11 protein-coding genes are annotated in these 13,354 nt (G+C 41.1%); 2 read left to right on the top strand and 9 right to left on the bottom strand.

All coding sequences use genetic code 11. The features are described from left to right. A partial coding sequence (locus LHW48_04540) for a hypothetical protein (protein ID MCB5259729.1) occupies positions 1-203 on the top strand: 203 nt, incomplete at its 5' end. 348 nt (positions 204-551) lie between these two features. On the opposite strand, the gene LHW48_04535 is transcribed toward LHW48_04540, so the two are convergent. The 9 genes from LHW48_04535 to LHW48_04495 all read right to left on the bottom strand — a co-directional run bounded on the left by LHW48_04535 (position 552) and on the right by LHW48_04495 (position 12,190). Beyond that, a complete protein-coding gene (locus LHW48_04535) occupies positions 552-2,720 on the bottom strand; it encodes a cyclomaltodextrinase (GenBank protein ID MCB5259728.1) in 2,169 nt (722 codons plus the stop codon). 2 nt (positions 2,721-2,722) lie between these two features. Then, positions 2,723-5,608, bottom strand: coding sequence for an excinuclease ABC subunit UvrA (gene uvrA, locus LHW48_04530; GenBank protein MCB5259727.1), 2,886 nt, complete (start codon positions 5,606-5,608; stop codon positions 2,723-2,725). Positions 5,609-5,769: 161 nt separating this feature from the next. After that, a complete protein-coding gene (locus LHW48_04525; GenBank protein ID MCB5259726.1) occupies positions 5,770-6,702 on the bottom strand; it encodes a hypothetical protein in 933 nt (310 codons plus the stop codon). Between the two features lie 16 nt (positions 6,703-6,718). Further along, positions 6,719-7,702 (bottom strand): MoxR family ATPase, encoded by a 984-nt coding sequence (locus LHW48_04520; GenBank protein ID MCB5259725.1) that lies wholly within the window; start codon positions 7,700-7,702, stop codon positions 6,719-6,721. Further along, positions 7,695-8,699, bottom strand: coding sequence for a flippase-like domain-containing protein (locus tag LHW48_04515; protein ID MCB5259724.1), 1,005 nt, complete (start codon positions 8,697-8,699; stop codon positions 7,695-7,697). Before LHW48_04515 ends, LHW48_04520 begins: the two co-directional genes overlap by 8 nt. Next, positions 8,696-9,541: a class I SAM-dependent methyltransferase gene (locus tag LHW48_04510; GenBank protein ID MCB5259723.1), complete on the bottom strand. Its 846-nt coding sequence runs from the start codon at positions 9,539-9,541 to the stop codon at positions 8,696-8,698. The genes LHW48_04515 and LHW48_04510 overlap by 4 nt, the downstream gene beginning before the upstream one ends. Then, the gene (locus LHW48_04505) at positions 9,541-10,518 is read right to left on the bottom strand and encodes an NAD(P)-dependent oxidoreductase (GenBank protein ID MCB5259722.1); all 978 of its coding nucleotides are present in this window, start codon (positions 10,516-10,518) and stop codon (positions 9,541-9,543) included. Before LHW48_04505 ends, LHW48_04510 begins: the two co-directional genes overlap by 1 nt. Then, entirely contained in the window at positions 10,511-11,293 is a 783-nt protein-coding gene (locus tag LHW48_04500; protein MCB5259721.1) for a capsular biosynthesis protein, read from the bottom strand. The genes LHW48_04505 and LHW48_04500 overlap by 8 nt, the downstream gene beginning before the upstream one ends. Before the next feature lie 6 nt (positions 11,294-11,299). Then, the gene (locus tag LHW48_04495; protein MCB5259720.1) at positions 11,300-12,190 is read right to left on the bottom strand and encodes a polyprenyl synthetase family protein; all 891 of its coding nucleotides are present in this window, start codon (positions 12,188-12,190) and stop codon (positions 11,300-11,302) included. A gap of 698 nt (positions 12,191-12,888) precedes the next feature. Between LHW48_04495 and LHW48_04490 the strand changes: the two genes are divergently transcribed. After that, positions 12,889-13,354, top strand: a 466-nt coding sequence (locus LHW48_04490) for a deoxyribodipyrimidine photo-lyase (protein MCB5259719.1), incomplete at its 3' end; no start/stop codon positions are given.

Raw genomic sequence — 13,354 nt, 5'->3', positions numbered from 1 at the left:
TTAATTTATGGCTCTCTTTAAAACTAAGTGGGCACCATAGATCTACAGAAAATTCTTCAAATGGGCGCTTCAGGCAAGCTGGGGTGGCAAGCTCCGCTTGCCACAGCGAGCAAAGCACGCTTCTGATGGCAGCTCTGCTGCCTCTGCCAAGCAGGAGCTTGGCAGACCATTTCCGGGTACCGTCTACAGTAACACTTGAATGAATATAATATCGCTTACACTTTTTTAAAAATAGACTTAAGGATATTTCCCGTAAGATTCCGCTACAATCGTCCTAACGGAATGATGAGGAAAAGAGCCCTCAAACGATTGATATTACCTAATTGACTGCTATAAAAGCAGTTCTGCTTTGCTTTCGGTAGGAACGAAGGTCTTTATCATCAGACATCACCGGTAAGGTATCAAGCTAATATCGCCCATACTTAAGGCAGGCATTATCGGATCAAGCGGGATCATCTCTGCCGCATCCTCCGATAATACTAACTTGATGCTTTGGGTAATCCTAGCACAGAAACGAGATTTCACTAATTAAGTATCTATGGGGATAGTTTCTATATCTTGCTGTGTACTATGCACATAGCCTTAGGAGATAGAATCATTCCTTCGGCAGTTTTTCTTACTTTATGATGGGCATAGATAATCTCCCCGCTATGGTTAAGGAGTTTCTCTTCTTTCGCAGTATTGATGGCGCAATATAGGCAATCTGTATTTTGATAGCGTTTGTAGAGAATCACTTCCGGGCACGATGCCATAAAACTGAATTCTCCCTCTATCAAAAGCCTGTTATTGAGGCGCAATTTAATTAGTTCTTTATAAAATCCATGCAAGCTTTTTGCTGTTGGGCTTTTTTGCCAATCCCAGTTAAATGGTCTGCGATTGTCGGGATCTTTGCCCCCATCCATATAAACTTCATCGCCATAATAAATGTGCGGGATGCCTACAAAGGTCATTTGAAAGAATATGGCATACATTATTTTGGTGAGCTCATCTTTAGCCAATCGGCGAATACGCACGGTATCATGAGATCCTAAGAGATTCATCATCGCCCAACTGGCATGCATTGGATAAGTAGCCAATCCCTCTTCAATACGCAGTTTAAACTCCTGAACCGAGCACAGGTTTTGCACAAAAAACTCCAGCACTGGGTTTTTGAAATAGGCATAGTTCATCACCGAATCGAAGTATTTGCCCCCTATCCAAGCCTCGGCATTATGCCAAATTTCACCAACTAGCCAGGCATCTGGCTTCAAACCTTTAATGCGCTCTCGGAAAAGCTGCCAAAACCACCAAGGTACTTCATCGGGAACATCCAAGCGAAAACCATCCATACCTATCTCCGATATCCACCAGGATGCCGCATCCAAAACATGATTTACCAAATCCCAGTTTACTTCGGCATTGTTGATATCCCGAATGTAGTTTTCATAGGGATGCCGGCGAGAAAGGTCATAATTTAGATCTGGCATATCTTTTATGCCCCACCAACACTGGTAAAATTCTTTCGGCTGAAAATCTAGTGGCAATGGCTTGGGTAAAGGCCATTTGTACCAATCGTACCAATGCCAGTATGCCGAGTTCTTTCCCTTGACTATGGTGTCTTTAAACGCCCAAAAAGCTTCTCCGCTATGATTGAAAGCAACATCCAGTATGATGCGGATACCATTTTGATGCGCAAGTGCCACCAATTGCTTTAGCTCTGCCTCATTACCAAAATGGGGATCGAGCTTATCAAAATATGCTGCATCGTATTTGTGGTTAGATTTTGCCTCCCATAATGGGTTAAAATAGATTATATTTATACCTATATCTTTAAGATAATCAAGCTTTTGGCTTATACCTGCTATATCTCCTCCATAAAATGAATACCAATCTGGAATCCCCTTAGCCTGCCAGGGACTTTGCTGTAAACCGCTGATATCATTCCAATCTTGTACCAAATGATAGTATTCCCGGTTGGGACCCAAGATTTCGCCTGGTGCAGGTGCGGTGCGGCAATCGTTATAATAATCCTCAGAAAAATCTTGATCGTTATCAAGATTGGCATTATAAAATCTATCGGGAAATATCTGATACACAACTGAGTTCTTTAACCACATGGGAATTTCGAATATCTGCCAGGCATCAGGATCGATCACCAGAGGCGTAAGATCCTCATCCATAGAGCTTACAAAGCCTTCCATGCCCATATATATAGTTTCGTTTTTGTGCTTAATGCGAATATGGAATCTTTGCGTTGCATCTATCTCAAGTAGGCAATGCCACAACATAAGGCCATTGCTGCGTCCCAAAGGGTATAAGGGTAAGCTAGTATCCTTGTATAAAATGCATATTTCGTCGGCAAGATTATGATACCAGCTAAAGCGCATTTCCAATTGTTTGGCAGATGGGCGGTAGCAAGTTATGAACGATCGGGTATCTTGCTTGGCAGCTGCTTTGAGAGCTTCTGCCCACGAGTTTATGCCAAGCTCTTTCTTAACTTCAATAACCGAGTTTAGCCCCCCATAAGGATCTGGCTCATAGGAAGGATTGGAAGGATCCTGTTTCCAAACGCCATCGATGATGAACTTATAACGGTAGCGACCTGGTTTGAGGTCAAAATCTATTAAGTATAGCCCGCCAAAATCCTGCAAAGAAAGAATCTTCCAGTAAGTAAAATCTCCCGCAATCCCCACTTCATACTTTCCGGCAGTAAGTGCTTGGTAGCTGAAGCGGATATGCATATTTATTTCCCCTTCTTGTGCTTAGGTGCTTTTTTAGATGGAGGTTTTAAGTTTTCCATCTGATAATCATAGTGTTTTTTGAGAAACTCACCTGTAGAACTTTTTGGGGATCCCATAATCATTTCGGGGCTTCCTTCGGCTAGGATTTCGCCGCCCTTATCTCCTCCTTCGGGACCCAAATCTATAACCCAATCGGCAGATTTAATCACATCCATATTGTGTTCTATCACTACCACCGTGTTTCCCATTGCTACCAGCTTGTTTAGCACCTTTAGAAGTTTGTTGATATCATCAAAATGCAAACCGGTTGTTGGTTCATCCAGCAAGTATAGAGTATTTCCGGTGGATGGGCGGCTGAGTTCTTTAGAAAGTTTGATTCGCTGAGCTTCTCCTCCGGATAGAGTGGTGGAAGGTTGCCCCAGCTTTATATAATCTAAACCGACTTCATGAAGGGTTTTTAGCTTATTCTTAATGGCTGGAATGGCATCGAAAAACTCAATGGCTTCCTGTACATCCATATCCAGTATTTCGCTGATGTTTTTACCCTTATAACGTATTGCTAAAGTCTCATTATTATATCGTTTACCCTTACAAACCTCACAAGTTACGTAAATATCGGCCATAAAGTGCATTTCTATTTGGCGCACTCCGGCTCCATCACATGCCTCACACCTGCCACCTTTAACGTTAAAGGAAAAACGTCCCGGCTTGTATCCCCTCATCTTTGATGCCGGTAATTCGGATAAAAGATTACGGATGGAATCGAAAAGCTTTACATAGGTACAAGGATTACTACGAGGAGTGCGTCCAATCGGCTGTTGATCTATGGTGATCACTTTGTCAATATGCTCTAAGCCAAGGATTTCTTTACATTTGCCCACTTTATGGTTCGATTTGAAGAAATGATTGTTTAAATATGGGGAAAGAGTTTGATTTATCAAAGAGCTTTTACCGCTTCCGGATACTCCAGTAACACAAACAAACATCCCTAAGGGAATCTTTACGTTCATTTCCTTTAGATTGTTGTGCATAGCACCGATAATACTTAGAAAGCGAGAATCTGGCTGCAATCGCTTCTCTGGGATGGGAATCAGCATTCTACCGGCAAGATATGCTCCCGTTATAGATTCAGAACAATTCTTAATGGCTTCCAACGAGCCTTGCGCTACAATGTGACCACCATATACCCCAGCCCGAGGACCAAAATCCACAATTTGATCTGCGCTGCGCATAGTCTCTTCATCGTGCTCTACAACGATTACAGAATTACCCAAATCTCTAAGATGTAGCAGCATACTTACTAATTTGGTGTTATCCCTTTGATGTAAGCCAATTGAGGGTTCATCTAAGATATACATAACGCCTACTAATTGAGAGCCAATCTGACTTGCTAAACGAATTCGTTGGGATTCTCCCCCGGAAAGCGTGGGTGCACGACGATCCAGGCTGAGATAATGCAATCCAACCGCCTTCAAAAAACCTAAACGGGCACGGATTTCTTTTAACACTTCTTCTGCTATCAATTTATGATTTCCGCTTAAACTAAGAGTTGAAAAAAAGTCGTAAGCTTCTCCCACACTCATTTTAGTAATTTCAGCTATGGATTTGCCTTGCACTTTAACCGCTAAAGAAGCTGGTTTTAGTTTGTTCCCATTACAATCCGGACAGGCTTTGTCGCTAATAAATTGCATGTAGTATCGTTTCATTTCTTCGGATGTGGTTTCGCGCATACGCCTTTTAAGTTGAGGAATAACGCCTTCATGGCGCATCATGAACTCGCCTTTACCTCGTGCATTCTGCCAAGCAACACGAAATCTTTTATTTCCCGATCCATACAGGATAAGTTGTTTTGCTATATCAGGTAGATTCTTCCAAGGAGTATTTAGCTCAAAGTTATATGCATTTGCAAGATTTGAAACTGTATTCATCGTCCAACTGGATTTTTTGGCTTCCAATCTCCCCCAAGGAATAACCGCACCATCCATAATACTTCGATCTTCATCTGGCACTACCAATTCCGGATCAAACTCCAAGCGGTAACCAAGCCCGTTGCATGCTACACATGCACCAATGGGGCTGTTAAAGGAAAAACTCTGTGGGCTAAGCTCTTCGTAACCGATATTACATTTGGCGCATGAGTTCTTAGACGAGAGTAAGTCTGTTTCTTTTGAATCTGGATAGTCGATCTTTATTAGTTCATCACTTAGCTTCAAAGCTAATTCCAATGAATCTGCCATCCGGCTCTCTACACCATCTTTAACTACAAGTCTATCCACTACCACATCGATATTGTGCTTGCTTTTTTTGTCTAGTACTATCTTTTCATCCAGATTTCGTAACACACCATTGATCATCACGCGTACAAAACCTTCGCTGCGTAACTGTTCCAGCTCATCTTTATGCTCTCCCTTGCGATTTTGAACAATGGGTGCAAGGATCTGAAGTTTTGTGCCCTCTGGATTTTGCATAATGTGCTCTACCATCTGATCTACGGTTAGAGAACCAACTGGATCTCCGCATTTATAGCAGTGTTGGATGCCAATTCGTGCATATAAAACTCGTAGATAATCATAAATCTCCGTAACTGTCCCCACAGTAGAGCGTGGATTTTTGCTGCTTGCTTTTTGCTCGATGGATATAGCCGGTGAGAGTCCTTCAATAAAATCCACTTTGGGTTTGTCCATCTGCCCTAAGAACTGCCTTGCGTATGCAGAAAGAGATTCTACATAACGCCTTTGCCCTTCAGCATAAAGTGTGTCGAAAGCCAAAGAGCTTTTACCGCTTCCGGATACACCGGTAAAAACAATTAGTTTATTGCGGGGGATTTCCAAATCTATGTTTTTCAAATTGTGCTCGGAAGCACCTTTGATTTTGATACTTGTCTTCAATTTTCATACCTCTTGGGATGCAAAAATAACGATAGCTATACTTTGTCAATTGGAAAAGACAACGATATGGTATTTGCCCTTGATTGCTATTGAAAGCCTGGTTAAAGAAAATGCTGAACAATTCGGATATGCGGTATTGGGGTTAAACCGCTTGATTCACTTTATCTGTACTCGTAAATCATCCATCCCTCTTTTCCCATCGCTATGTAGATATAATCGTTTTCTAAAGCTATATCATAAACCGGAAACGGTGGATAGAAGGTATTTAAATCTACTATCTTGGCAGGAATTGATATATCAATAATCTTTACTCCTCCTTGGCCCATGGCAACAAATAAACGATTGTCCTTCACCGAAAGAGCTTGAATATCGTGAAACATGCGCATCTGCCCTAGTTGAACCGGTTTTTTTATGTCTCGCACAGATAGCACATACAAATCTTTCCCTGCGGCTATATACAAATACTCATTGTTTTTAACCAAATAGCGAGCATCTGTTAGTTGATAGTTAGTAGCTATACTCAAAGGAGAGCTTAGGTCGCTAATATCTACCGTTACCAAACCAAAATCGTTAAGTGCATAGATGTTAGGGTATTCGGCAATAAAATCTCTTACGCCCCATTTTTCAGCGAAATTGGCCAAAAGGTCATTAGATCCACCCCGACCAACATTGATAATATCTATTCCTCTATAACGATCTGCCACATAAAGAGTTGCTCCTTCTCGGGTAATCTTATCTCCAATTAGAGTATTTACAAAAAATATCTTTCCAAATTGGTTAAGAGAATCAATCGGGCTTAGTGTGTTGGTTGCTTCTTGGCTAGATGCGTAGATGTAGTTTCCGCCCTGGAAGTTTACATCCTCTATTTTATACAACGATTGATACGAAGTCTCTAAGCGAGGTTGCCAAGCGTTAAATGTGCTATAAATCCACAACTGCCGTTGGTTGCGAACCAGAACATTCCCTTCGGATACATCAATATTATAAGCCTCGGAAGCTTGGATTCTTCCCAAAGGAAACAAAAACCTATTATCTATCGCAAAGCAAGAAAGAGCGGTATATAATACCATGATTATTAGTATCAGGCGTTTCATTTTGCCTCCTTGGGCATTAGTTTCTTAGTTCCAGCAGGCGAGATACTATTTCGGCAGAGTTGATGCCTTCTGCTTCGGCAGCAAACGAAACCAATATTCTGTGTTTCAATACTATGGGTGCAACCTGGCGAACATCTTCTTCGGAAGGGCTTAATCTGCCATTTAATGCTGCCACTGCTTTTGCTCCCATAATGAGGTATTGGGATGCACGGGGACCTGCTCCCCAGCTTACCCAGCGCTTTATTTCTGGATCGGTATCCGGATTGTTGGGTCTGCTTGCTCGCACCAAATCTACCGCATATTTCAATACGTGTTCGCTAACAGGAAGATCCCTAATCGCCTTTTGAAGGGCGATTATTTGCTGCGCTCCCAAATGGGGAGAGATTTGCGGCTCTAAGCTGCCGGTTGTGTTTTCCACTATCATAATTTCCTCTTCGTAAGTGGGGTAATCTATAGTTATATAGAACATAAAACGATCTAATTGCGCTTCAGGAAGAGGGTATGTTCCTTCTTGTTCTATAGGATTTTGGGTAGCCATCACAATAAATGGTTTTTCCAATCTCCATGTCTTATTACCACTGGTGATAGTGTTTTCCTGCATAGCTTGTAACAAAGCAGATTGAGTTTTAGGAGGAGTGCGGTTTATTTCGTCTGCAAGGATGATATTGGCAAAGACAGGTCCTTTGAGGTATTCAAAACCTTGCATGCCAGTTTGTTTATTCGATACCAAGATATCCGATCCGGTAATATCTGAAGGCATCAGATCTGGAGTAAACTGAATGCGAGAGAAACTGAGAGAAAGACTTTGCGCCAAAGAGGATATCATTAGTGTTTTAGCAAGTCCCGGTACTCCTTCGATAAGTATATGTCCGTTTGCAAAGAGTGCAGTAAGCACATTATCTATAACCTTTTCCTGACCAACAATCACTTTAGCCATTTCTTGTTTCAATTCTTTTACTGCGATACTTAATTCCTGAATACGCACTATGTTGTTATCCATCTATTTTCTCTCCTTTAATAATCATCTGTACAACCTCATATCCCGAAACGGCAAAAGCGATCGATCCCACAAGTCCCATTAGCATTGCCGTCAAGATATGAGCAAATGCCATTATCGCCGATGCACTCGACTTTGTCAAACTAAATCCCATACTAAATATAATAATCATCATCCATTCATTACTACCTAACTGAGCTGGAGGTTGAGGTAATGCATAGCTCATATTGATGAGAGTATAGCCAAAAAGCACCATAATAAAGCTGAATTGGATACCAAAAGCTTTAAACATAAGGAAGAAATACAAACCGTCCAGCAATATACCCAATCCAGTTAGAAGCACTGCCCCCAGTAGAATACGGGGCCTGTGTTCAAGCAGATTCAAGCCCTCTACAAAATTGTTTATTGTCCCTTCAAGCCTGGTTTGAAAACGCTTTGGAAATAGTCGTATTAGCAGAACCAAGTACTTTAAGATAAGGTCTTTACGCCAGGCCGCCAACAACAACGCTCCCACCGATATAACAAACACCAGAATCAACAGCATAAGAAGGATGCTTAGCCCCATGTTTAGATTGATGGCAAGAAATGGAATAAGAACAATTACGCTAATTATGGCAAGTGTATCGAAGGTTTTATCTATAAACACCGAGGCAAGAGTTTGGGACATCGCCATTTGATGATTCTTTTTGATAAACCATGCCTTAACCAGTTCTCCTGCTCTGATGGGAATTATATAATTAACCAGATTTCCCCCCATCGCATATAACCATGTATCTCTTACCGGAAGGGTAATGTTTTGTCTCAGAATAAGATTCCACCGATAGGATCTCACGAAGTAAGCCAAGAGATATGTAACTACCGCCAACACAACATATATTGGGATTATCTGCTTAAAATACATCTTTACTTCGTTAAGCGGAATGTATCTCAACCAAAGCAATATCAGCCCAAATCCGATTATTGCCCCTACAATTAGGAAAATCTTATTACGTTTGCTCACGGACTAAACAGATAATAATGATGATGTGCCCAAATGCGTTTGAAAAACTTTGGAGCATTGTTTTCAAGAAACCCAAAACGCAGCATCCTATTGGCAAAGCTTGGGTCTTCACCAAGGTAATATGGCATAATAGATATGGATTTTGCGTTGATAAGGTTAGATTTGGGACTAGGTTCAACAATCTTTTTGCCCATTATTTGCTTCAGGTATTCCTCTTTATTCATTCCGATATCCGGCCATGGCGGGCAATCGATATAATTCTCTTCAACCAGGCTCCAGCCTAGTTTGCGCATAAGCCAAATTATACTGTGTGGATCTATATTTTCTGGATGCAGATTGGGATATAGCTCTTTACTATAGCCCCGCAATTGCCCCTTAAAGCCTATTCCATCTCGATTGGGCACACAAATGAGAATTTGTTTTCTTACTACTCGACATAGCTCACTTAAGAATATTGGCAGATCTGACACAAACCATAAGGCTGAGAAATTGAACCCAAAATCAATAGATTTATCTGGATAGTCCAGCTTACAATAATCCAAATTGAAGTGCAGTTCTACCGGTAAAGAAAGCTGTCCCCATGTTTCGCCAACCAATTCGATGCGGTCAAGATCATGATCTTCAAGAATAACTTTGCATCCTTTTTGGGCAAGCGCTACCAGATTTATGCCGCTTATCCCCGTAAATCCAAAACAAGGGCTTTCGATGACTGTTTTATATCTGTTTATCTTATATAGTTTTAACAAAAGATTATTAAGAACTATTCTTTCATAAGAAGATCCAAGCCCTTCATTAGCAATGGGATAATATGATTTCCAGTTTCTAATTATAGGAATAGCCATTATTTCTTCAGGTAGTCATCGATAGTGATTTGGAAATCTGGAATTGTGAAGTGCGGTTTTATCTCTGAGATCTTCATTTGAGCATAATAATCTTGCACGTCATAAAACCAACTTTGGGATATCAGTTCAAAGCGGCTGATGAATAGTTCATTTTTAAGTATTCGGGATAGCTTTTCCCCCGCAGCAAAAAAACGCCTGTCGATGGTGAAAATGCTGGGATAGTTCTTTTTATGTACCTGACGTGAGATGAAGTTTACCAAAGCACCAAGTTCAACCGGCTCTCTATCTGCCACATTCCAAGTCAATGAACTGCCAAAGTCGTTTTGTAAACACCACCTAAAGGCAGCTACTAATGCGTCTATGTTGCACAGATGAATCCAAATGCGTTTATTGATTTGGGGGAAACAGTATTTATGCACCAGTTTAACTAATTGATAAGGAAAGCCATAATCTCCTTTGCCATAGGTGATACTGGGGCGGATTATTGCTGCGATAAGCCCATGTAAGACAGCTCTGCCGATAATCTTTTCGGCTTCAATCTTTGTGTAGTGGTAGTAATTATCTGCGTTTCTTTCGGTTTGAGAATTTGCCGGTAATTCTTTGGGAATCGCACCGAACACGCCCACCGAGCTACAAAATATTAGTTTAGCAGAATGTTTGAGGCAAAAATCTACAAATTGTTCGGTGCTGCTTACATTGCTGCGATAGTATTCCAGCCTGCTTGCCTTACGTCCGCCTCGTAAAGCTCCGATGTGTATCACCACCGAGAAATCCTCTGTTTTCAAATAATCTCGCAGGGCATATGTGTCTGCCAAATCTACTGCGTGAATTGAAACGTTATCGTGTAGATTTTGCAGTCTTTTTTTGGAAGTACCGGGACGCACCAAAGCATGAATCTCATGATCTAATGGCAGCAAACTCTTCAGAACGGCTCTGCCTACAAAACCGGTAACACCAGTTATTAGAACTTTAGCCAAAGATACTCCGAAACCAGCTTCTGTGGTGGTGCTTTCTTAGGGTATGAATATGCACATAGCTATAAGGTATCTTTTCTTCGCTGGCAATAGCTGCAGGAAATTCTTTGCACAGTAAGTTAGCGGTATGTTCATCGATGCGATCCGAAATTAACTCGTAAGCATCGAACATGGCGCGGTATTCTCCTCGTACATGATCGTCTGAAGCCACAAAGTGAGACCACCCATTTTCAATAATCGTCCAAGCAGTTTGTCTTACTTTTTCACCATAAAGCCCCACCAAGGCACCTGCATTAGTTTGCACATAGATGTTTTTATCGTTCAATTCCCGCACTCTTCCCGGCTTTTTCATTATGCTCACATAACGTTCCGCATGCGCCAAAATGGGTTTATATCCTGCCCTCAGCAGGGGATAAACATTATCGTAGAAATCTGACGGCAGACCATTTAATTCTGATTCTATAAGTACGTAGGGGCTATCGCCTAAGGTAAGATTTTTTGCTTTGATATCTTCACAAATACCCGGTTGGATAAAGATTTCAAATCCACTTTGCAGGCAGATATCTAGACCTGCTTGCTTTGCGGCTTGCGCTAAGGCATTCATTTTGCTATCGTATTCTGCTCGGGAGTAATAGTAATGACCTCGAAAATAATGAGAGGTAAGGTACACTTTTTTGATGCCGCCCCTTTCCATATTTTCCAGTTGAGTTATACTTTTATCTAACCCGTTAGAACCATCATCGATATTGGGAATAATATGGCAATGAATATCTATCATGACAAATTATGGTAGCCTCTCCTTAATCATTTGAATGAACTCCATCAACACTGCGTTATTTGGATATGGGCTTATGCTGCGCGAGCATTCTTCCAATAAGCCTTCCACCTGTTTGCGAGTTTTATCAAAACCCATTAGCCCGGTATAACCGGCTTTGGATACCGGCACATATTCCTCCGAAAAGTCCAAGCCGTCACTACCACGGGAGTAATCTTTCTCGATGTCGGTAATCATCTGATATGCCATACCCAAATTTACTGCGTAACTGCACATTATGCCTGTAGTGCTTTCATCTGCACCGGCAAGGATGCAGGCTATTTCTGCGCTGGCATAAAGTAATGAGCCAACTTTTTTCATATCTATATATCGCAAGGTGTTAATTTTCATTACCTTGCGCTTGCTTGCAAGATCTATTACCTGCCCACCTATCATACCATAACTCTTGGCATTAAGCGCAAGGCTACGAATAGCAAGATTTGCCTTCCGTGCATCCTTGATCTCCCCCATTATTTCAAAAGCTAAAGTAAAAAGCGCATCGGCAGCAAGAATCGCCACCGCATTGCCATATTCCTGATGAAGGGCTAAGTTGCCGCGACGCTCTTTTTTGTTCATTACGGAGGGAAGATCATCATGAATTAAAGCTGCATTATGAACCAACTCAACCGCACAAGCTGCTTTTATGACATCTGGAAGGATTTTGTTGTTTTTCTTCAACCCTGTAAGCATCTCAAATATCGAGACCAGCAATAAGGGACGCCATCTTTTCCCACCAGGAATAACGGCTTTTGCAATAGCTTCCTTCAATTGCCCAGCATAACGCTTGTCAAAACTTAAAGCGCTAATCAAGCCCTCATCAATCATCTGCATTCGCGATTCAAAATACTTCTGTAACAGCAAAGTCTTCTCCCTTGTCCTAGTGCAAAATATATGTTTCTCACCTGACGCTATCACTATATGTATTATCGTAGTTTTGTCAAGTTGTTTTTACGATATAGAAAAAGCTGAAAAAAGACATCATACGTTTTGCTAGCCGTATCGTTTTAGGAGTGCCATTATGCATACCAATCCATCTAGCAATAAAATGCTAAGATGCCTGTATCGTCTTAAGCTCTGTTCAACGCGGCATTTAGGGTCTAACCTAAATCACATTATCGGACAAATCTACATATAGTCTTGGATAGTAAATAATCATAGAAACATGGTCTTAATCACAAAAAGCTAGGCTCATTTAATCGTTTCTGAGAAGCAACACTCACAGTTCCAGGCAATGCTTAGGCAAGGTTCATCCCGAGATTATGCCTAAGATTAGGGATTACATCGGCTTGAATTATGCTTTAGAATAGCTTGAAGCATTGGGCAGGAGATGAAAAAGATTACATTGTGGAAAAGAATGGACAGATTACTTTAATTTAAGCAGATGCCTTTCTGCTTTTACTTGACATCATAAGTGATTTACGATTTCTTATGGATAAGAGGTAAAGATGGTTTTTTGGTTTTTCGGAAAAGAGCAGTTTATTGTTCGTTATTTATGTGTTCAACTTTATTGATGACGTTTTGGATTATGACTTGCATAATAGTGGAAGCGGATAGAATAAATGATTGACATTGATAGTTGTTTAAACCAAAGAATACTAAGAACCCAAGAATCTAGCGATAACTCGGGCAATTATGTATTGTATTGGATGCAACAAGCTCAAAGGATAGAGAATAATCCCGCTTTAGATTTTGCCGTTCTATACGCCAACAAGCTTCAAATTCCCTTACGCGTGTGCTTTATACTCTCCAGTGAGATTTCCAATGCTAGTGCCGCACATTACAGATTTATGTTACAAGGCTTGATGGAAACTGCCAAAGAAGCATATAAGCAACACCTTAGCTTTAGTATATATTGGGGGACGTTCACAAGGGTAATCTCCGTTTTAGCCAAAGAAGCGCGTGTTTTGGTATTGGATCACGGCTGCTTGCTTTGGCAAAAAAAAATCCGAAACTCTTTATTCACAATGGATGAATTGAAGCATTGCAACCTTTACGAGCTAGATACGGAAGCCGTTGTACCCATTC

This window comes from Candidatus Cloacimonadota bacterium (assembly GCA_020532355.1).
GTDB lineage: Bacteria > Cloacimonadota > Cloacimonadia > Cloacimonadales > Cloacimonadaceae > UBA5456.
Note: the sequence above shows the minus strand (reverse complement) of the source record. Positions and strands in the feature narration are given on the sequence as shown.

Bases quoted from the DNA above. Each gene is read 5' to 3' on its own strand.
- LHW48_04525 (MCB5259726.1), bottom strand. From the start codon at position 6,702: ATGAAACGCCTGATACTAATAATCATGGTATTATATACCGCTCTTTCT.
- LHW48_04510 (MCB5259723.1), bottom strand. From the start codon at position 9,541: ATGGCTATTCCTATAATTAGAAACTGGAAATCATATTATCCCATTGCT.
- LHW48_04535 (MCB5259728.1), bottom strand. From the start codon at position 2,720: ATGCATATCCGCTTCAGCTACCAAGCACTTACTGCCGGAAAGTATGAA.
- LHW48_04500 (MCB5259721.1), bottom strand. From the start codon at position 11,293: ATGATAGATATTCATTGCCATATTATTCCCAATATCGATGATGGTTCT.
- LHW48_04520 (MCB5259725.1), bottom strand. From the start codon at position 7,702: ATGGATAACAACATAGTGCGTATTCAGGAATTAAGTATCGCAGTAAAA.